Consider the following 20148-nt stretch of genomic DNA (forward strand, 5'->3'; position numbering starts at 1 on the left):
GCGCCGGGGGCGCACCCGGCCCCCCCGGGCGCGGGGTGGGCCCACGGGCCCCCCCCCGCGGCCCCCGGGCGGGGGCACCACCCCCCCCCCCCGGGCCCGAAGGCCTTCCCTGACTCACCACCGGCACACCCTGGAGAGAGATGACGAAGTACGGCTGGCTGGCCTACAGCCCCAGCCCGGGCGACGGCCACCCGTGGCGTTGGAAGCGCGGCATCTTCACGGGCACGTTCTGAGGCATCACAAGGGGCGGGTACAGTCTGACGTCCAACAGCTGCCTGGCCTACTGCGGCAGGGCGTTGAAGTGCGGCGGCGCCAGGGGAATCGGGCGAAGAACAGTATCGGGTACGACGTTCTCCCTGCTGCGAAACGCCGAGGCACCTCCACCCGCGGCATCCGGCGTCGCTGACGCCGCGTCCACCGGGCCGGTCGGCGACCCGCCGCCCCGGCCTGTCCCCCCAACAAACGCGACAAACCGATAGGAGCAACGACATGCCAACGCAGAAGCTGTTCGGCCCGCTGAGCTACACCTCCGCCGAGATTGCCGAGGAATACGAGGCCTCAGCCGCCACCGAGACCGGCACGGAGCGCCTGGAATCGCTGGGCCTGGCAGCGCGGGAGTGGATCGAGGACGGCTCCCACGAGCGGGCGCTGGCCCTGTTCGACGAGGTGGCCGCGGCCCGCCCCACCTTCCGAAAGCTGAAGTGGCTGCTCCCGGACTACGCGTCCGCCCTGTTCACCGCGGGCCGCACGGAGGAGGCCTGGGCCGCGGTCGAGGCCGCCGAGAAGTACGCGCGCAAAGGAGGCTGCAGCTCCGTGTACGACGACCTCGGTGACTGCATGGCCGAGGCCGGCTACCTCGAGCGAGCGCTGCGGTACTACACCGCTGCCCTGGAGCTGTTGCCGGACGAGGAGGAGGACCCGGAAGATCTGGCCTTCTCACTATGCAGGATCCGTGCGGCCCGCTACCGCGTGCGCGAACGGCTCGGCCCGTCCCGGGAGGACGACCGGTCGGCGCGGGTCGAAGCCTGCCTCGAAGCCGTCGGCAACGCCGGTGCCGGTCACCCGCCGGGCGACCGCACGGCGCCGGAGGGCGCGGAGGCGGCCCGTCGCGGGTTGAGCGCAAGCCTGGCCGCCATGGTCGGGGTCACCGATCCGACCGACCTGTGCAGCCCGGCTCATCTGGTGCTCAAGTTGTCCGAGAAGCGCGACGAGTGGCGGCTGGTGCTGTCCGAGAGCGGCCCCTTCGCGATGCTGCTGCGGGTGACCACGCCCGCTCCCCGCAGGATCCGCCGACTCCGGGTCGAGCCGGTCGAGCCCGCGGCCACCGACACCGAGCGGGCGATCCTGGACACCGTCCTGGAGGCCGGCCGCACGCTCGTCCGGGCCGAGGACGCCGAGGCCGCGGTGACCTGGTCCGGCCCACTCGGGGAGCCGGTCGACGGCTCGCTCTACCAGGCCCTTTTCGGCACGCTCCCGGGCACCGGAGCCGGCCTCCCGTGGCACTGCTGATGGCCGGGAGCGAGGACCAGGGCCCTTTACGGCACCGGCGGTCGGTCAGCGCGGACCGTCGCCGCCCGCCAGCCGGAAGCCCGCCCCGCGCACCGTGTGGATCAGCGGCGGATTGCCCAGCTTGCGGCGCACCTGGGACATCACGACGTCGACCACGTTGGACTGCGGCTCGGTCCGGCCGTCCCAGCACCGCTCGGTCAGCTCCGCCCGCGTCACCACCTGATCCGCCTGGAGCACCAGGACCTCCAGCACCGCGTACTCCTTCGCGGTCAGCAGCCGCAGCACCCCGCCCCGGCGCACCTCGCGGCGCGCGGTGTCGACGGCGAGATCGGCGACCCGGTACAGGGGCAGCCGCACGCTCCCGGCCCGCCGGCACAGGCTCCGCACCCTGGCCACCAGTTCGGGTGCCGCGAACGGCTTCACCAGGTAGTCGTCCCCACCCGCGTCGAACCCCTCCACCCGGTCGGCGATCCCGTCGAGCACGGTGAGGAAGAGCACGGGCACCGCGTCACCACGGCGCCGCAGCTTTTGCACGAGGTCGACGGCGTCACCGGTCGGCAACAGCCGGTCGAGGACCGCGCAGTCGTACCTGACGCCCCGCAGCGCCTCGGCCGCCGCCGGCAGGTCAGTGACCTCGTCGACCGCGAAGCCGTCCCAGCGCAGCGCGGCCGCAGCGGCGAACCGCTGATCCTCATCGTCCTCCACCACCAGTACACGCACGGCGGCCAACGATAGCGGCCTTCCTCCTGCGGTCAACTCTCCTTCTGTTGCCGGTGGTTCAGCTTCCGGGAGGCGGCGGGCGACCTCATCGAATCCTCACGATCGGTCCGCCATGCTCTTCGGCGACGCCCCTCGTCAACCTTCCGGGACCCCGGACCGCACCCACGACTCCGACCGGCCCGTCCACCTCATCGAGAATTCCCGTCAACGGGCGGGGAACAGCCGACAGGTCGTGTCGGCGGCGGCTTCAACGGCCAGGATCGTCCCGGCCGTTGTGCGGACGATCGGCGGCATCACGTGCACCGCGCCGGTGTGGTCGGTGACGGTCGGGTCCGGGGTGCCGGGCGGGAGGAGCGGATCGCCATCCGGAAGAGGTCCGGTGTGGCCGGGGCCCTCATCGAATCCTCACGTTGGTCCGGCGAAACTACCGGACGTCACAAGGCGCTCTTCGGTTCCCCCGCAGGAGAGCGCCTCGTCACTGTTGCCGACAGCGGAAGAACGGTGCCACCGATGATCGACCGCACGCCCGGTCGCCGTGCCGCCGACTGCCTACCTGCCACGGCTCTGCTGAACGCGGGACGCGCCGCCGGGGCGTGGCGAGGTCTTCTCAGGGCGCCCGGTGGGCCTGTACCGGTGGTCGAGGACGGCGAGGATCTGCGGTTCGCCGTCGTCGCGGCGCTGCGCGGCGGGGGTCCGGCCGTCGACGTGACGTCCGGTCGTCCGGCGGCTGGCGGAATGCTCTTCGTCACCGAGGACGGCTGCGTCGTGTTCGACCGGATGCTGCCCTCCGACGACTCCACCGGGTCCGTGCAGGGCATGCGGTGTGAGGGGCGGACGGCGCCGCAGCTGTTCCTCACCGCGCGCGACACGGCGGCCGACCCGATGGAGGACTTCGCGGCCGTCGACGATCACCGCGATCCGCCTCGGATCCACACCGTGCGGGGCGTCGGCTACCGACTGGAGGGGGCCGGGCCCTCCGCTCCGGGTCACGTCGACGAGGAGCGCGGATGAGTCCGCCGACGCCGGCGGGCCGGATCCGCAGGCTCCGCCGCCACATCACCCTGCTGTTCACCCTCACCAGCGCCGCCGCCCTGCTCGGCATGGCCGCCCTCGCCGTCCACGCGGACGACATCTCCTGGCGCGGGCAGGTCGACGCCGACCTGAAGGTGCGGGTCCGCGAAGGCCTCGCCGAGCTGAGCACCGGCGACACGGGCGAGCTGCTGTACCCGGACCCCAACGAGGGCGGCTACGACTGCCCCGCCGTGACCCTGTTCACCGGCTCCCCGACCCAGCTGACCGTGGCCGCCCAGGCGCACCGGCCCTGTCTCACGGTGACGCCCGACCAGGTGAAGGCGCTGGCCGACGTGGCCGCGGCACGCTCGGACGACGTCCGGGCGACCACCGACACCCCGCACGGGCGCACGGTCCGGCTGTTCGCCCAGCCGTTCGTGCCCCCGCCCGAGGACACCGTCAGCGGTGTCCTCGTCGCGGCCACCGACATCACCGACGGCAAGGCCGCGCACGACCGGCTGACCCTGGTGATCGCGGGCGCCTGCGCCGTCCTGACCGCCGTGACCGCGGTGGTCGGCCGACTGCTCGCCGCACGGGCGGTCCGCCCGGCGCTCACCGCACTCGACCAGCAGGAGGCGTTCCTCACCGACGCCGCCCACGACCTGCGCACCCCCGCCGCCTCGCTGCGGCTGCTCGCCGAGACCGGGCTGCGCGGCGAGGCCGACCACACCGAGGTCCTGCGGCGCACCCTGCGCCTGTCCACCAGGATGGGCGAAGACCTATTCCGTCCAGCCGTTGGCGTTGTGGCGGGCACCGCCGCTCGCCGGCGGATCAGCCGCTCTTCCGCTCTTCGCGGAGGCGCTGGATTCCGAGCGGGTTGGCGTCCTGAAGCTCGGGCGGCAGCAGGTCGTGCGGCCAGTCCTGGTAGGCGACCGGAGTAAGCCAGCGGCGTGCCGCGGTGAGGCCGACCGAGGTGAAGCCGGCGGCCGTGGTCGCGGGCCAGGGTCCGCCGTGGTGCATGGCCCAGCTGACCGCGACTCCGGTGGGCCAGCCGTTGAAGACCAGCCGGCCGGCTCGCTCGCGCAGGGCCGGCGTGAGAACTGATGCTGCGTCAAGATCCGTGTCGGCGGCGTGGATCGATGCGGTTAGGCTGCCTGGGAGAGTGGCCAGCACCGGGGCGAGATCGGCCGGTTCGCGATAGGTGACCACCACGGAGGCCGGGCCGAAGGTCTCCTCGGCGAGCTCCTCGGCGTGCGCGCGGAAGGCGTCGAGGGTCGTTCGCCAGACGGTGGGGGTCACGGCCCAGGCGCCGTCGCCGGCGCTGCCGGTGGCCAGCAGGCGGGTGCCGGACGGGGCCTGGTCGGTGCGGCTGCGGTAGCCGTCGCGGATGCGTTCGGAGAGCATCGGCCCGCCGGTGGTGCCGCCGACGGCTGCGGCGAGGGCCTCCAGCAGGCCGTCGTCCTCGGGCACGAAGAGCAGGCCCGGGTTGGTGCAGAACTGACCGGTCCCGAGGGTGAGGGAGGCGGCGAACCCCTGGGCGATGAAACTGGTGCGCTCGCGGGCCGCACCGGGCAGCACGACCACTGGGTTGGCGCTGCCTAGTTCGCCGTAGAAGGGGATCGGCTCGCTGCGCTGCTGGGTGAGGTCGAACAGGGCGCGACCGCCGGCCAGCGAACCGGTGAAGCCCGCGGCCTTGATCGCGGGATGGGTGACCAGTGGGGCGCCCGCTTCGCGGCCGAAGACAAGCTGGAGCAGCCCATGCGGTGCTCCGGCCTTCTCCAGTGCCGCCGTGACGACGGCCGCCGTGGCGAGCGAGGTGTGTGGATGTGCCTCGTGCGCTTTGACCACCACCGGGCAGCCGGCGGCCAGCGCGGAGGCGGTGTCGCCGCCGGCCACGGAGAACGCGAACGGGAAGTTACTGGCGGTGAAGACGGCGACCGGACCGACGGGGTGCTGCATGCGGCGGATGTCGGGGCGGCCGGTGGCGGGGTCGGCGGGGGTGAGGATGGCGTCGGCGAAGGCGCCGGTCCGGGCGGCGTCGGCGAACATCCTCAACTGGCCGGTGGTGCGCGCGATTTCGCCGGTCAGCCGAGGCAGGCCGAGGGCGGTCTCGGTGTCGGCCACGGCCGCGAGCGTGTCCCGGGCGGCGTCCAGGGCATCGGCCACCGCCTCCAGGGCCTCGGCACGCCGCCGACCGGGGAGCGCCGCCCAGGCGAGGCCGGCCTGCCGGGCGGCCGTGACAGCCCGGTCGACGTCCTGCGGGGTGTCGGCCGGCACGGGGTCGCCTGCGGGCTCGCCGGTGCGCGGGTCGTAGCCCTGGACGTGTGGCTGGTGGGTCATCGGTTCTCCTCCGGCTGCGGCAGGGGCTGGTCGAGGGCGGGTGAGCAGAATGGCCCGCCGAGGTAGCGGTGGGCGTGCGGGTCGTCCTGCTCGGGGACGTCGGCGGCGTACTGTTCGGCGTCGTCCTGCGGATCGAAGCCGAGCGCGCGGGCTTCGGCCAGGCTGAACCAGCCGCGGGTGTTGGCGGACACACCCCAGGCGATCCGGAACCCGGGCGCCGGGACGGCTAGCGAGGCCTCCACGAGGCGGGCGCAGTCGTCGGGGGAGAGCCAAGTGGCGAGCATCCGGGTGTCCTTGGGGCGCTCGAAGCAGGAGCCGATCCGCAGGCAGACCACGTCCAGGCCGTAGCGGTGGTGATAGAGGCTGCCCAGTGCCTCCCCGGCCACCTTCCCCACCCCGTAGAGGGTGTCGGGGGCGGGGAAGGCGTAATCGGGCGCGGTGGTGCCGTCGTTGGGGCGGAATCCCACCGCGTGGTTGCTGCTGGCGAAGACCACGCGCGGGACGCCGGCCCGGCGCGCGGCCTCCAGGACGACGTACGTGCCGTGGATGTTGGTGCGGAGGATCTCCTCCCAGGCCTGCTCCGTGCTCAGGCCGCCCAGGTGCACCACGGCGTCGACGTCCGTGCAGGCCGCGGCCATGGCGTCCGCGTCGGTGACCGAGCCCTGGATCAGTTCGACGGCTTCGCCGGGTGCGACCGGGGCCTGGGGTGCGGTGTCCAGCAGGCGCAGGGTCCTGCCGGGACGGGCCAAGCGAGAGCGCAGGAAAGCGCCAACCAGACCGGCCGCTCCGGTGACCAGGATGCGTTGAGACATTCGCGGTGTCCTCTTCCGATGCATGCCACGAGGGGTGTGGGCTCCGCTCGCCGGACCCCGTGTTGCCTTGACGGGGTCGGAGGAGAGTCTTACGGTTCTCATCAACGTTCGCAAGTATGTTCATTGTCCATATATATGAATGCAGGTGGGATGGCAGTGCTTGACGGTGTTCTCTTCTTCCCGGTGACCCCGTTCGACAGCGAGGGCGCCGTCGACCTGGTCGCCCTGCGGGCGCACCTGGAGCGCGGAATCGAGGCCGGGCCGGGTGGCGTCTTCGTCGCCTGTGGGACGGGCGAGTTCCACGCGCTCTCCCCGCAGGAGTACCAGCAGGTGGTCGCGGCGGCGGTCGAGGTGGTCGCGGGCCGGCTGCCGGTCTACGCCGGCACCGGCGGCCCGCTGCCGCTGGCCGTCGAGTACGCCCGGACCGCTCAGCAGGCCGGTGCCGACGGCCTGTTGATGCTGCCGCCGTACCTGGTGCGCTCCCCGGGCGCCGGCCTGGTGGTCTACACCGAGGCGGTGGCCGCCGCCACCGAGCTCCCGCTCATCGTCTACAACCGTGCCAACGCGGTGTACGACGCGGCCACGGCCGTCGCCGTCTCCAAGATTCCGACCGTCACCGGCTTCAAGGACGGCATCGGCGACCTCGAACGGCTCTCCCGCATCGTCCTCGCCGTGCGCGAGGAACTGGACGGCTCTGGCAAGGAGTTCCAGTTCTTCAACGGCCTGCCCACGGCCGAGGCGACCGTGCCCGCCTACCGGGGCATCGGCGTCGAGCTCTACTCCTCGGCGGTGTTCTGCTTCGCCCCCGAGATCTCGGTGGCCTTCTACGAGGCCGTCACCAGCGGCGACACCGAGCTCGCCGACCGCCTCCTGAAGGACTTCTTCCACCCGCTGGTCGCCCTGCGCGACGAAGTGCCCGGCTATGCCGTCTCGCTGGTGAAGGCCGCTGTCGGCCTGCGTGGGCTGCCCGCCGGCTCCGTCCGACCGCCGTTGGTGGACCCCGCGCCCGAGCACCTCGAGCGGCTCAGCCAGATCATCGAGACCGGCCTGGCCCTGATCGCGGACCGGAGCGCCGCATGACCGCCGCAGTGATCACCGCCGTCACCATCACCCCGGTCGCCTTCCGGGACCCGCCGCTGCTCAACGCGGTCGGCGTGCACGAGCCGTACGCCCTGCGCGCGATCGTGGAGGTCGCCACCGACGCGGGAGTCATCGGCCTGGGCGAGACCTTTGCCGACGAGGGCCACCTGGCCCGCCTGCACAAAGCCGCCGAGGCCATCACGGGCCTGGACGTCTTCGCGCTGAACTCGCTGCGGACCAGGGTTCGTTCGGCCCTCGGCGGGCAGACCGGCGCGGACGCCCACGGCCTGACCGGGTCGATCACCAGCGGCGGCACCGTCGACCGGGTCTTCTCGCCCTTCGAGGTCGCCTGCCTGGACATCCAGGGCAAGCTGCTGGACCGCCCGGTGTGCGACCTGCTCGGCGGCGCGGTCCGCGAGGCCGTCCCGTTCAGCGCCTACCTCTTCTACAAGTGGGCCGCCCACCCCGGGCAGCAGCCCGACGAGTGGGGCGAGGCGCTGGACCCCCAGGGCATCGTTGCGCAGGCCCGCACCATGGTCGACCGCTACGGCTTCACCGCGATCAAGCTCAAGGGCGGCGTCTTCCCACCGGACGAGGAGATCGCCGCGATCCGGGCACTGCGCGAGGCGTTCCCCGCCATCCCGCTGCGCCTTGACCCCAACGCCGCCTGGACCCCTGGGGCCTCCGCCCGGGTCGCGGCCGAACTCACCGGAGTCGTCGAGTACTTGGAGGACCCGACGCCGGACATCGACGGCATGGCCGAGGTCGCCCGCCACGCCACCATGCCACTGGCCACCAACATGTGCGTGGTCGGCTTCGACGACGTCGAACCCGCCGTGCGCGCCAGGTCCGTCGGCGTCATCCTGTCGGACCACCACTACTGGGGCGGACTGCACCGTTCCAAGCTGCTGTCCGGCCTCTGCGAGACCTTCGGGCTGGGGCTGTCCATGCACTCGAATTCGCACCTGGGCATCAGCCTGGCCGCGATGGTCCACCTGGCCGCCGCCACCCCCAACCTCACCTACGCCTGCGACACCCACTGGCCGTGGAAGCGCGAGGACGAGGACGTGATCGTTCCGGGCACTCTGTCCTTCAAGGACGGCGCGGTCGCGGTGCCCGCCGCAGCCGGCCTGGGCGTCGAGCTCGACCGGGACGCGCTCGCCCGCCTGCACCGGCAGTACCTGGACTGCGGCATCCGCAACCGCGACGACACCGGCTACATGCGCAGCATCGACCCGGCGTACGAACTGGTGAAGCCCCGGTGGTGACGACCGTCGGGTACCTGTACCCATGGGACGTGGAGGGCGATCCGGACGCCGTCGACCGCGTGCGCGCCGTCGGCACGGACGCGATCGCCCTCGCGGCCGCCTACCACTCCACCAGGGCCGCCACCCCGCTGCACCCGGCCCACCGCCTGGTCAACGCCGAGCACGCCGCCCTCTACCTGCCGGTACGTCAGAAAGCTTGGCGGGGACGAGGCCTGGTGCCGCGTCAGCCGCACTGGATGCGGGCTGCGGACCCGTACGGCCGCGCCCGCGACCTCCTGCGCGGGCTTCCGGTGCACGCCTGGACCGTCGTCACCCACAACAGCGCACTCGGCCGCGCCCACCCTCAACTCACCGTCCGCAACGCCTTCGGCGACGCGTACGAGTACGCGCTGTGCCCGGCCGCCGAGCAAGTGGCCGAGTACGCCGAGACGCTGGTCGGCGAGGTCGTGGCACTGGCGCAGAGCGAGGGCGTGGTGCTGGAGGCCTGCGGACCGCTCGGGGTGGACCACGGCGGGCACCACGACAAGACCGAGTTCGCCCAGTGGACGCCGCTGCAACGTCAGTTGCTGTCACTGTGCTTCTGCCGAGCCTGCCGGGCCCGGCACGCCGCCGCCGGCCTGGACAGCGCGGAGCTGGCCGCCCGGGTGCGCGCGGCTTGCTCGCCGGGCGCACCGCTCCACCAGGACGTGACGGAGGTACTGGGCGAGCAGGCCGACGCCGTGCGAGCAGAGCGCACCGCACTGACCGCCGGCTTCCGCCGACGTGCCATCGCCGCCGCGCGCACGACCCAGCCCGGCGTCCGGATCACCGTGCACGCCTCCCCGGATCCGTGGGCAACGGGCGCGTTCAGCACCGTCGCCGACGATGCGGGGCCGGCTGCGGACGCCTTGGTCGGCACCTGCTGGGACGGGATCGACGCGGGGGCGGCGACCGTCGCGGCGCTGCGCGAGCGGGCCGTGCCCGGCACCGGTATCGGCGGCTACCTGCGGCACGACCGCCTCGGTCCGGCACCGGCCGCCGCTACCGCCGGCCGTCTCGCGGCGGCCGGTGCCACCGAACTGCACCTGTACCACCTGGGGTTGGCGGGCACCGAGGGGCTCGCCGCCCTCACCGCCCTGACCACCACAGCCCGCAATCTCCGGGTAGAACCGTCGGCCGACTGAGCCGTGCGGATAGCGTTCTGGGCCACGTCCCGGCCGCCCCCGGCGCGTCCGCATCTGGTCTGCGCCGTCCGCCCACCGCGCACTCGCCAGCCCCTTGCCTCTCGGCAGCCGGTACCACCGAGGAGGCCCCGAATGCCCCCGACGTCGAGCTCCCCTTCCCCGTCGAGCTGTCCGACCGCCTGGCGGAGGGCGTCCACCGTGTGATCGCCGCAGTCGTGGGCACGGGTGGCGCTGTGGGCTGGGTCGACCAGCCCACAGCGGCGTGTGAGCGCTGGCTCGACACGGTGCTTCGGGAGTCGGCGTGCGGTAACGCCGCACTGTGCGTTGCCCACGTCGACGGAGAGATACGAGGTCTCGGGACCTGGCGCCGCGACCACGAGCCGATCCTGAGCCACCGGGCCGAAATCTCCAAGGTGATGGCGCATCCCGGGGCCCAGGGCATGGGTCTCGGCCGGGCCGCGACCACCGCCCTCGTCGAGCGGGCACGAGCAACGGGCCTAGAGCACCTGCGACTACGCGTGCGTGGCAACAACCACGCTGCCGCGGCCCTGTACGAGGCCCTCGGCTTCCACGAGTACGCCCGGCTCCGAACGCCATCGCCATCGGGCACCCGCGCTTCGACGAGGTGTGGCTGTACCAGCCTCTGAACCGCCCCGACGGGGTGGTCCACCTTGGCTCCGCCGCCCAGGGCCCCGGTGCCAGCGTCCGCAGGGCGGCGCCTCAGAGGTGGCGCGTGGCCAGCGCCAGGCGCTCCTTGGCGTCGAAGAGGGCCTCCTGGATCATCGCCTCCCGGGCCGGTGTCAGCCGGGCGACGGGGACCGACACGCTCACCGCGTCCCTGGCCGGGCTCCGGTAGGGGATGGCCATTCCGAAGCACCGCACGCCCACCGTGTTCTCCTCACGGTCCGTTGCGAAGCCCCGCTCCCGGATCAGGTGCAGCTCGGCGATCAGCTTCTCGCGGTCGGTGTGCGTGTGCTCGGTAATCGGCTCGAGGCGATCGGGCAGCAGCTGGCGGATCTGCTCGTCGGAGTGCGTCGCCAGCAGCGCCTTGCCGTGCGAGGTGGCGTAGGCCGGCAGCCGCCGACCGATCCTGGTGACCGGGCGCAGACTGTGCTGCGAGGGCCGGGTGGCCAGGTAGACCACATCGGTGCCGTCGAGCCGCGCCAGGTGGATGGTCTCGCCGGTGCTCTCGGCCAGCTGGTCGAGCGCCGACCTCGCCGCCGCCACCACCGGGTCACCGTCGATGTAGGAGCTGCCCACCAGCAGGGCGCGGACCCCGATGCCGTAGCGGGTGCCGGTGGAGTCGGTCTCTACCCAGCCCAACTCACTCAGGGTGCGCAGCAGCATGTGCAGACTGCTCTTCGGGTAGCCGGTCCGCTCATGCAGATCGCCTAGGCTGTGCATCCCGGTATTACTGGCGAAGTATTCCAGCAGTTCGACGGTGCGAACGGCGGACTTCACCTGTGCGGTGCCGGTCGGCGAGGGCATGGGACGAACCCTTTCAGCCTGTGGTGTCCTGGCATCGATCTGCCTGGCGGTATGGCGTTCAGTATACTGAACGTTCGTGGGTGGAGGGGTCACGCGGTGCCGAGCACACCGGCCGGCTGGCCCTCGGGCCGCCCGTCGCTGTCGAGGGCCGCCAGGAGCTCGTCCGTCGTCTCCCGCCGCTCGGGCAGCAGCAGGCCGAGCGTCACGTAGCTCAGCAGCGAGGTCAGCAGCGGGGCGACGATGACGAGCGTCTGGCTGGGGCTGGTGACGCCGTACCTGACGACGAAGAAGGCGGTCAGCCCCAGCGCCCAGGAGGCCAGTGCCGCGCGGGAGCCGCTGCGTCGAAAGGCCGGCAGCAGACCGAGCAGCATCGGGATGGAGATCGGCCCCATCACCGCTGCCACCAGGCCCACGATGATCCCGAGGATCCCGCCGAGGTGGTCGGACTCGATCGCGACGAGCATGCTGACCGCGATGAACACGACGGTGCACACCCGGGCGGCCTGCAGTCCGGCCTTGGCGCTGAGCCCGGCGGTCCGGCGGGAGACGACGGGCAGGATGTCGCGGGTGACCACCGCGGCGACGGCGTTGGCGTCCGAGGAGGCCATGGCCATGGTGTGGGAGAACATGCCCGCGAGCGTGAGGCCCACCAGGCCGGCCGGCAGGAGCTGCTCGCTCATCAGGGCGTAGACCTGCTGCGGGTGGGCCACCTGGTGCATGACCAGCGGGGCGACGATCGACGGGAAGAGCAGCACCGCCGGCCAGATGAGGTAGAGCACTGCCGACAGTCCGGCGGCCCGGCGTGCGGCCCGCGGGGTCTCGGTTGCCATGTAGCGCTGGGCCAGGTTCCACATGCCGCCGTTGTACTCGAAGAGCTTGACGATGAGGTAGGCGCCGAGGAAGCCGGCGGTGTAGGGACCGGTCAGCGGGTCGGTGTGGCCGGCGGGCAGGCGGTGCCAGATGGTGCCCAGGGCGGACAGCCCGCCGAGCTTGCCGATGACCGCGCCGACCATGGTGAGTGCGGCGATGCCCTGGATGACGAACTGCCCCAGGTCGGTGAGGGCGTCGGCCCACAGGCCGCCGGCGGTGCAGTAGAGCAGGGTGACCGCGCCGGTCAGCAGGATGCCGGTGGTCGTGGGGATGCCGGTGAAGACGTTGAGGAGCACGGCGACCGACGTCCACTTGGCGGCGACGTCGAAGATCTTCAGCAGCGTGCCGCTCCAGGCCAGGGCCTGCTGGGTGGCGATGCCGTAGCGCCTGGCCAAGTACTCCAGGGGAGAGGCGACTTGGTAGCGCAGCCGCAGCCGGTTCCAGCGGGGGGCGAAGAGCCAGGAGCCGATCCCGGTGGCGATGGCCAGCGGTAGGAAGGCCCACACGTAGATCGTGACTCCGTACGAGTAGCCGACCGCCGCGTAGGCGACGAACACCGCCGCGCTGTAGCCGGACATGTGGTGGGAAATGCCGGAGAGCCACCACGGCATCCGACCGCCACCGGTGAAGTAGTCACTCACCGTGCTGATCCGGCGGTGCGACCAGACACCGATCACCAGCATCACAACGAAGTAGCCGCCGAGCGCGGCCCAGTCCAACGGACCCACATGAACTCCTAGTTGATGAACGCGCATGACCCGTGGTGGAGGGGCGCGAACCGAGGGCGTCTATATATGTGAACGCCGTCCTCATCTGTGTAATCCGGCAGGCTAGACGCCTTCCCAGTAGTGGTCAATAGGTCCACGGCGTCCGAAACGCGCGGGAGTCACGGCGGCCACAAGCACTCCCGGAAGAGCGCAGCCGACACGGCGCGCGGCCAGACATGGGTCAACCACCCCGCGCTCCCCACCGGCGCGGCAGCGTTCCGGCCGTCTCCGCCGGGTGCGCGGAGGCCGCGGACGCCGGTGTTGGTGTCGCCCTTGACGGTGGCCGGCGCTGCCGCGGCGGGCGGAGCGTTCCTCCACCAGCCGCCGGTGACGGAGAAACTCGTCCTCGGGATCGGCGGGAGCGCCGGTCATGTCGAGCTTCCGGGTCTCCTCGCGAACCAGCTCGGCGATCCAGTCGGCCAGGATCGCCGGGAGCTGCACGGCACGCTGCCCGATGTCATATGGATTCCCAATAATGTTGTCAAGCCGGGGTGGTGACGTCTCGTGACAACATCATCGCGCTGCGGCAATGTCTTGGAGTGCGGCTGCCTCGAAGGCCCAGCCGTCGCGCATGAGCGCCCAGAGCACGTACAGGCGTCGCCTGGCGAGCGCCAGGACGGGCTGCTTGTTGGTCTTCCCCTCGTCGCGCTTACCCGAAGGCCTTGGAGACGGGGCAGTGCACGATGGCGACCTGGGCGGAGACGTAGAACATCCGGAGGAGTCTTCGGCTGTAGCGGCAGGGCCTGCGCATAGTGCCGCTGGTCTTCCGGCTGTCGCGGGGGGCGGGCGCCAGGCCGGCAAGGCGGTCGGGGCTGTCGAAGGCGGCCATGTCGCCGGCGGTGGGGGCGACGAACTCAGCGCCAAGCATGTCGCCGACTCCCGGCATACTCATTGGCTGGCGGCAAGGCTCCGGGCTGACCAGCAGATTCCCTGTCCCGACGACAGCACCACCTGACCCGGAGCCGTGGAACCGGGCGCCACCCGAGGCGACACTCCGGCCGCCGCCCTGCCCGCCCTCAGTCGCAGAACGCGAAATGGTCCGCCCGCTCCGCTGGCAGACCATCACGAAGTGCGAATTTGAGTGAGGCGCCGCAAGGTGGGGCAACGAGGCATCCGTTCATGCATATGAACACGGTTCATTCTCTTGATGGCAGAGGCCGTCTGTGCGTAGAGTCCGGCCACCTTGCTGATTCGCAATGAATGGAGCCACCCGTGTCGAAGCGTCTCCGTAAGCCCAGAGGAGCGCGGCGGTTCGGTGCCGTAGTCGCCATCCTGGTCGCCGCACTCATGTCCACCGCGATCCCCGGCTGGGCGCAGGAAAGCCGGGCCGCCGAGCCCCGGGTCTTCTACGTCGACGCCGATGGGGGCAATGACGCGAACTGCGGCCTGTCGCCGGACGACGCCTGGAAGACCCTGGGCAAGGTCAGCGCCGCGGCACTGCAGCCCGGCGACACCGTGAAGTTCAAGGCCGGCGACACCTTCCCGGGCCAGTTGAAACTCACCAAGTCCGGCACACCCGACCAGCCCATCAAGATCACCCACTACGGCACCGGGACGCGTCCGGTCATCAAGGCCGACTCGAACGACGCAACGGGCGCCGCCGTCCTGCTGGAGAACGTCGAGGGCTACGAGATCAGCAGCCTCGAGATCACCTTCCGCGACCCGGAAACCCCTGTCGTCCGGACGGACACGCCGGAGGACGAGGCGGCCGACCTAACGGCGCGGAAGCTCCGACAGGGCGTCGAGGTCGTGGTGGACAACGTGGCCACGAACGCCACGCCCGAGGACCGCACGTTCCGGCACATCTACCTCAACAACCTCTACATCCACGACATCGACGGCCAGTACGGGCGAGACGGCGACAGCAACGAGACGAAGGGCAACGGCGGCGTCGGCTTCGTGATCGACAAGAGTCTCGGGACGGACGGAACCCCGGCCCGCTTCGACGACATCCAGCTGACAAACAGCCGGATCGAGCACGTCGACCAGACCGGAGTGTGGCTCGACGGCATCCACCCCAATGGGCTCCGGCCCGAAGCGGGCTCCACCCTCAACGGGATGTCCTGGGAGAACGTGCAGTTCACCAACGTCCAGATCAACAACAACGAGATCTCGGACACGGCGAAGAACGCCGCGATCCTGCGGATGATGCAGGGCGGCACGTTCAGCGACAACAACGTGCACGACACCTCGGACCGCGTCGGAGCGGGGAACTCGATCATGACCTCGTTCGTCAACGGTGTCGACGTGGAGTTCAACGAGGTCTCCCACAACAATGCGTGGGAGACCGGCGACGGCAGCTTCAAGGACGGAGCCGCGTTCGACCCCGACCTCGACAGCCCGAACACCATCTGGCGCAACAACTACTCCCACGACAACCACTACGGCCTGGTCACGCTCTGTACCAGGAGCACGGACGACGGGATCGTCATCGCCAACAACATCGACGTTGCCGGACGCGGGCGGACGGTCAACCTCAACTACTCCTTCAAGGGAGTGGCGATCGAGGAGAACGCGTTCTGGGCCAAGCCGGTTCCTGAGGTCGAGTACCCCGACACCCACCCAAACTACGTCAACCCCGACCGCACCCAAACCGGCGGTGCTCCGCAGCTGATCTGGGAGACCTTCCTGCGTACGGAGCCCGAGTTCACCAGCGGCCAGACCTACACGTTCAAGAACAACTCCTACTACAACGAAGCGCCGGACGCCGTCTTCTACCTGAACCCCAACGACTCGACCTCCCAGCAGATGGCCAATCGGGACTACTCGGGCAACCACTTCTGGGGCATCCTGCCAGCGCAGAACACGGTTCCGGACGGTGCCGAGGACGCCTACAACCAGGTGATGAGCGGTTTCACCTACCAGGGTGACACCGCTCCCGCCGACATGAGCTGGATCGGCGACACCGTCGGTGACACGGCCTGGAACTACTGGCAGCCGGTGCTGAACGGCGGCGAGCAGGCGGACAACGGGCCGCAAACCGACCTGACGGATGTCAAGGACCCCACCGACATCGCCTAAGTAGGGTCGGGGACTGGCGCGGTGGCGTGATGCTCCGTTTCCAGTCCCCGCCGCTTCAAGTGAAGTAGGCCGCCGACGAGGTGCCCGTGGTTCGGGTCCTTTTCCGACGGCCCCTTCCCGAACGGGACGCGCCAGTTTCCCGGCATCCCGCTCTCCAGTGATCACTTCCGTGGTGGCGCGGTGCCTCGCCCGGCGCACCCCCACGGATCCTGCGTCGCGGGCTACCGATCTCGGCGATGTCGACGCGCCGAGGCTGCTGGACGAGCGTGGCGGCCGCGATGTGGTGGTGGTCGAAGTCCGGCCAGCGTTCCCCGAGACCAATATCGGCAACGGTGCTGATGGCCACGAGACTCATGGCGAACTCGTCGTCGAGTTGTTGCACGTACCAGGGACCTGGGGTCGCGGCGTCGGCACGCTCCTGGATGTCAGCGAGGTCTGCGTCGGTCAACGGATCGGCAGTAATCATCAGGCCGACAGGTCCCCCGTGTTCGATCAACTTGCCACATTCGTGCAGGCTCCGGCAAGGATCAAAGCGGCGACGAGGACAGGATTCGAACCTGCGTCCACTCGGGATCAGAGCCGGGCGCTCCGCCGCAGAGCTTCCTCGTCGCCGCCGTCGATCATCGCTGGCGCCGACCGGAGGGTCAACTGGTTTGCTGCGGAGGGCGAAAGGGCGGCCATGCCGGTGCTACAACCACTCCTGTGCGGCGGCAACCTTGCCCTTACCCGAGAAGACCCCGGCCGACCGGAGGGCGCTGGCCATCAGGGGATCCGCGACGGCGACCCCGTGCACGAGCTCGGGCGTCCGACGGAAGGCGACGGCCTCGGCCGCCGGTCCGGGGCCGGTCCAGGCGCCGGCCACCGGGTCCACGCCATGCCGGGCGCAGACCTCCTCGACCAGCGAGCGCGGACACTCCTTCTCCCCACGCAGCACTTCCCATGGCAGCGGCAGCTCTGCCCACACATAGGTGTCCGGGTGCAGCCCACCCTTGCTCCTGCGGTGCCAGTACGCCACATCGGCCGCCATCAGGCGCGGCACCTTGCCGGGGCAGATCCGGTCCAGGACATCCGTCCGGCCCAGCTCGGTCAGCAGCGCCAACCAGTGCGCCCGCGCCGTGTTCCATGCCTGCGCGGCCTGGTTCCAGGTCGACGAGTCGTTGCCCCGGCGCACGATCATGCTGTCGCGCTCCAGCGGGCAGCGATCCCAGGCGTCCTCCAGCAGCCCGGCCACCTCCCGCAGGAAGCGGGTCCAGCGGGTCAGCAGCTGGTTGAGCTCCTCGTCGGACAGCCTCCCCAGCACGTCCGCCGTCGGATGCACGTGCGCGACCGCGTACCAACGGGTCTGCTCCGGGTGGGCCCGCAGTCGCCCGTACAGCGCGTCGGCGACCTCGTCGTACACCTGCCGCTGCCTGCCGTTGGTGAAAACGCTGCGCATGTATCCCCGTGCCGTGACGTACGCGACGAAAGCCGCGGTGTCCTGGTCAGCGGCAAACAGCTCGTACGGCAGCGTGTGGGCGAACGCGCCCTTGCCCGTGATGGTGACCTCATGGCGGCGCCGCTCGTGGATGAGCCGCGCCAACTTGGCCTCCATCCGACAGAGCAGCCGGAAGCGCTTGTTGTACTGGCGCTTGGACAGCTCGCCAAGTCCGGCTTCGGCACGCCCGGCACGGTCCAGCCGGTCCCTGCCGAAGTCGTTGTCCCCGTAGGTGCGGCAGATCTCCTGCCCCGCGCGACGGATCACCTCCTCGATCCGCCCAGGGTCGTCCGCCACACCGACCGGGAGGTCCGTCACGCTGGCGAACAGGCTTTCCGCGCGGGCGAGTTGACGCTGAGCGCCGACCGGCCGGGCAAAGCCTTCCAGCATGGAGGTGTAGCCGTGCCACAGTCGGCTCAGCGAGTACTCGGCGGCCTTGGCGAGAGCAGCCTCAGCGGCCGGATCAAGGCTGGCGCCCTGGGCCGCGTACAGGTCCTGGATGAGCTGGGCCACGTCCTCCGGACGCTTCTGAGGTTGTCTTGAGGGGGTGACAAGTGATGATCCTTTCGCTACTCCATGGATATGAGGTACGCGGATGGCGGCGGCTTGACCGCTGCGGGGCGGGCGAAGCGGGAACGGGTGCGTTTCGAGGCCGCGGAGTTGTTCGAGCAGGGGGTGCAGCCGCCGGAGGTCGCGCGGCGTCTGCGGGTGTCGAGGAAGTCTGCCTATGCCTGGCATGCCAGGTGGCGGGACGGCGGGGTCGAGGCCCTGGTCTCCAAGGGATCGCAGGGCCCGCGGTGCCGGCTGGATGCGGCACAACTGGCGCTGCTTGAGGCTGAGTTGGAGCGAGGGCCGGCAGTGCACGGCTGGACGGAGGACCAGCGCTGGACCCTGGCGCGGATCGCGGTGCTCGTCCACCGGCTGTTCAAGGTCTCCTACAGTCTGAAGGGCATGTCGCTGGTGTTGCACCGCATCGGCTGGAGTGTGCAGGTTCCGGTGCACCGTGCGGTGGAGCGCGACGAGGCGGCGGTGGCTGCCTGGCGGGAGGGGACATGGCCTGAAGTGGGAAAACGGCACGGGACCAGGGCGCATGGGTGGTCTTCGAGGACGAGGCCGGTCAGTCGCTGAGGCCGCCGAAGGCGCGCACCTGGTCCCGCAAGGGCGTCACACCCGTCGTGAAGGTCACCGGCAAGGGATCGGGCCGTGTCTCGCTCGCCGGGCTCGTGTGCACCCGACCGGGCCGGCCTTCCCGGCTGATCTACCGGATGCTCGTCCACCACGGCCGCAAGGGCGAGAAGAAGGGCTTCCGCGAGAAGGAGCTCGCCCGTCTGCTGGACGCCGCACACCAGCAACTCGGCAGCCCGATCGGGCTGGTGTGGGACAACGCCACCGCCCACACCGACCACGCGATGCGCAAGCTCATCGCGGCCCGGTCCTGGCTGACCATCTTCCGCCTCCCCGCATACGCACCGGACCTGAACCCCACCGAAGGCGTGTGGGCACATCTGAAGAAGAGCCTGGCCAACCTCGCTCCCCACTCCACCGACCAGCTCGCCGCCGCCATACGGACCCGACTCAAGAAAATGCAGTACCGCCCCGGACTCATCGATGGCTTCATCGCCGAGACCGGCCTGATACTCCAACCCCCGTAATCACCCTGCGGGTTCAACCTCAGTTGCGAACGGGGTGAAGGCCGCGGCCCTGCACGGCGGCAAGTCCCAGCCCCAGCGCACCCGGACCCTGGAGCAGTTCCGCACCGGCCAGGTCACGGCCCTGATCGCGACCAACGTCGCCGCCCGGGGCATCCACGTCGACGGGCTCGACCTCGTCGTCAACCTGGACCCGCCGATCGACCACAAGGACTACCTCCACCGGGGCGGCCGCACCGCCCGGGCCGGCGAGCCCGGCACCGTCGTCACGCTGGTGCTGCCCAACCAGCGCCGCGCGATGGCCCGCCTGATGACAACAGCCGCCATCACCCCCGTCACCACCAGGGTCAGCGCCGGTGGCGAGGACCTGGCTCGCATCACCGGCGCCCGCGTGCCCACCGGCATCCCCACCGTGATCCCCGACCCCGTCGTCGAGCGGCCGCGCCGCAGCCCGTCCACGAGTCGCGCCCGGGGCGGCCGCCCCGCCCACACCGCCGGCGACACCCGGGTCGCCTCCGGTCGCCGCCGGGCGCCCAGGCGCGCCACCCGCGCCGCGTAGCACCGACGGGCCCGGCTCGCGGCGCGGACCCCCGACGCAACGCGATTCCCCGAAACGACCCGCCAGGGCTTGCACGGACCGGTGGACGCCTCGTCGCATCTGCTTGTTGGTCAGCTCGGCGAAGGAGTCGAGACGGCGTGCTTGATCGCCGTTCCATGGGGTCGGACGCTGAGCCGGCACAGCCTGACCCCGAGCGATACCGGCAGATGCCCGACGAACACGGCGCGCGTCACCGCTTGGTGCAAGCGCCAAGCGGGTCGGCTGGTCCCGGTCAGGCTGCCGGGGCGGTCAGAACGGCCTTGGCCGCCAGCCGGAGATTCCCGATCATCGGATTCGGGTCGCCCTTGCGGCTGACCAGGACGACCTGGCTGGGGGGAGCGCCCTCGATCGGGACGGTGACGAGGTCGGGACGCAGTG

19 protein-coding genes, 1 tRNA gene and 1 pseudogene are annotated in these 20148 nt (G+C 70.9%); 12 read left to right on the forward strand and 9 right to left on the reverse strand.

Features of this window, described 5'->3' with window-relative positions; translation table 11 throughout:
• Positions 1-489 precede the first annotated feature (489 nt).
• The gene (locus ACGF12_RS32300; protein WP_393038018.1) at positions 490-1509 is read left to right on the forward strand and encodes a hypothetical protein; all 1020 of its coding nucleotides are present in this window, start codon (positions 490-492) and stop codon (positions 1507-1509) included.
• A gap of 45 nt (positions 1510-1554) precedes the next feature.
• Here the strand turns inward: ACGF12_RS32300 and ACGF12_RS32305 are convergent, their stop codons facing one another.
• On the reverse strand, positions 1555-2229 hold the full coding sequence (locus ACGF12_RS32305; RefSeq protein ID WP_393038021.1) for a response regulator transcription factor: 675 nt from the start codon (positions 2227-2229) through the stop codon (positions 1555-1557).
• Positions 2230-2739: 510 nt separating this feature from the next.
• Here ACGF12_RS32305 and ACGF12_RS32310 point away from each other — a divergent pair.
• Entirely contained in the window at positions 2740-3240 is a 501-nt protein-coding gene (locus tag ACGF12_RS32310; RefSeq protein WP_393038024.1) for a hypothetical protein, read from the forward strand.
• Positions 3237-4181, forward strand: a complete 945-nt coding sequence (locus ACGF12_RS32315) for a hypothetical protein (protein ID WP_393038027.1) — start codon at positions 3237-3239, stop codon at positions 4179-4181. The genes ACGF12_RS32310 and ACGF12_RS32315 overlap by 4 nt, the downstream gene beginning before the upstream one ends.
• Here the strand turns inward: ACGF12_RS32315 and ACGF12_RS32320 are convergent.
• Positions 4072-5580: an aldehyde dehydrogenase (NADP(+)) gene (locus ACGF12_RS32320; protein ID WP_393038030.1), complete on the reverse strand. Its 1509-nt coding sequence runs from the start codon at positions 5578-5580 to the stop codon at positions 4072-4074. The two genes, ACGF12_RS32315 and ACGF12_RS32320, sit on opposite strands and share 110 nt — an antisense overlap.
• Entirely contained in the window at positions 5577-6392 is an 816-nt protein-coding gene (locus tag ACGF12_RS32325; protein ID WP_393038032.1) for an NAD-dependent epimerase/dehydratase family protein, read from the reverse strand. Before ACGF12_RS32325 ends, ACGF12_RS32320 begins: the two co-directional genes overlap by 4 nt.
• Before the next feature lie 150 nt (positions 6393-6542).
• Here ACGF12_RS32325 and ACGF12_RS32330 point away from each other — a divergent pair, with 150 nt between their 5' ends.
• From ACGF12_RS32330 to ACGF12_RS32345, 4 genes are all read left to right on the forward strand, one after another.
• On the forward strand, positions 6543-7472 hold the full coding sequence (locus ACGF12_RS32330; RefSeq protein ID WP_393038035.1) for a 5-dehydro-4-deoxyglucarate dehydratase: 930 nt from the start codon (positions 6543-6545) through the stop codon (positions 7470-7472).
• A complete protein-coding gene (locus ACGF12_RS32335; RefSeq protein ID WP_393038038.1) occupies positions 7469-8740 on the forward strand; it encodes a glucarate dehydratase family protein in 1272 nt (423 codons plus the stop codon). Before ACGF12_RS32330 ends, ACGF12_RS32335 begins: the two co-directional genes overlap by 4 nt.
• The gene (locus tag ACGF12_RS32340) at positions 8737-9903 is read left to right on the forward strand and encodes a hypothetical protein (protein WP_393038041.1); all 1167 of its coding nucleotides are present in this window, start codon (positions 8737-8739) and stop codon (positions 9901-9903) included. The genes ACGF12_RS32335 and ACGF12_RS32340 overlap by 4 nt, the downstream gene beginning before the upstream one ends.
• Before the next feature lie 233 nt (positions 9904-10136).
• On the forward strand, positions 10137-10550 hold the full coding sequence (locus ACGF12_RS32345) for a GNAT family N-acetyltransferase (RefSeq protein ID WP_393038069.1): 414 nt from the start codon (positions 10137-10139) through the stop codon (positions 10548-10550).
• Positions 10551-10623: 73 nt separating this feature from the next.
• On the opposite strand, the gene ACGF12_RS32350 is transcribed toward ACGF12_RS32345, so the two are convergent.
• Together ACGF12_RS32350 and ACGF12_RS32355 are read right to left on the reverse strand one after the other, a co-directional pair.
• Entirely contained in the window at positions 10624-11391 is a 768-nt protein-coding gene (locus ACGF12_RS32350; protein WP_393038044.1) for an IclR family transcriptional regulator, read from the reverse strand.
• 89 nt (positions 11392-11480) lie between these two features.
• Entirely contained in the window at positions 11481-12989 is a 1509-nt protein-coding gene (locus ACGF12_RS32355) for a sodium:solute symporter family protein (RefSeq protein ID WP_393038047.1), read from the reverse strand.
• 312 nt (positions 12990-13301) lie between these two features.
• On the opposite strand from ACGF12_RS32355, the gene ACGF12_RS32360 reads away from it, so the two are divergent.
• Positions 13302-13526, forward strand: coding sequence for a hypothetical protein (locus tag ACGF12_RS32360; RefSeq protein WP_393038050.1), 225 nt, complete (start codon positions 13302-13304; stop codon positions 13524-13526).
• A gap of 15 nt (positions 13527-13541) precedes the next feature.
• Here the strand turns inward: ACGF12_RS32360 and ACGF12_RS32365 are convergent.
• Positions 13542-13920: pseudogene (locus tag ACGF12_RS32365) on the reverse strand (transposase); the annotation flags it as partial.
• 320 nt (positions 13921-14240) lie between these two features.
• Between ACGF12_RS32365 and ACGF12_RS32370 the strand changes: the two are divergent.
• Complete coding sequence (locus ACGF12_RS32370; protein WP_393038053.1) at positions 14241-16049, forward strand: hypothetical protein; 1809 nt, start codon at positions 14241-14243, stop codon at positions 16047-16049.
• A gap of 55 nt (positions 16050-16104) precedes the next feature.
• Here the strand turns inward: ACGF12_RS32370 and ACGF12_RS32375 are convergent, their stop codons facing one another.
• The 3 genes from ACGF12_RS32375 to ACGF12_RS32385 form a co-directional block, all read right to left on the reverse strand.
• Positions 16105-16515, reverse strand: coding sequence for a hypothetical protein (locus tag ACGF12_RS32375; RefSeq protein ID WP_393038056.1), 411 nt, complete (start codon positions 16513-16515; stop codon positions 16105-16107).
• 70 nt (positions 16516-16585) lie between these two features.
• Positions 16586-16658, reverse strand: a tRNA-Gln gene (locus tag ACGF12_RS32380).
• Between the two features lie 79 nt (positions 16659-16737).
• Positions 16738-18036: a hypothetical protein gene (locus tag ACGF12_RS32385; protein WP_393038058.1), complete on the reverse strand. Its 1299-nt coding sequence runs from the start codon at positions 18034-18036 to the stop codon at positions 16738-16740.
• A 69-nt stretch (positions 18037-18105) separates the two neighbouring features.
• Here ACGF12_RS32385 and ACGF12_RS32390 point away from each other — a divergent pair, with 69 nt between their 5' ends.
• Genes ACGF12_RS32390 through ACGF12_RS32400 form a run of 3 tightly spaced genes read left to right on the forward strand, consistent with a single transcriptional unit; the run spans position 18106 to position 19731 of the window.
• Entirely contained in the window at positions 18106-18651 is a 546-nt protein-coding gene (locus tag ACGF12_RS32390; RefSeq protein WP_393038061.1) for a winged helix-turn-helix domain-containing protein, read from the forward strand.
• Positions 18618-19175 carry a transposase gene (locus tag ACGF12_RS32395; RefSeq protein ID WP_393038063.1) on the forward strand — a complete coding sequence of 186 codons (558 nt, stop codon included), beginning with the start codon at positions 18618-18620 and terminating at the stop codon, positions 19173-19175. The genes ACGF12_RS32390 and ACGF12_RS32395 overlap by 34 nt, the downstream gene beginning before the upstream one ends.
• A 34-nt stretch (positions 19176-19209) precedes the next feature.
• Entirely contained in the window at positions 19210-19731 is a 522-nt protein-coding gene (locus ACGF12_RS32400) for a helicase-related protein (RefSeq protein ID WP_393038066.1), read from the forward strand.
• The last annotated feature ends 417 nt before the right edge of the window (positions 19732-20148 follow it).

The sequence above is a fragment of the Kitasatospora sp. NPDC048296 genome (assembly GCF_043201815.1).
GTDB lineage: Bacteria > Actinomycetota > Actinomycetes > Streptomycetales > Streptomycetaceae > Kitasatospora.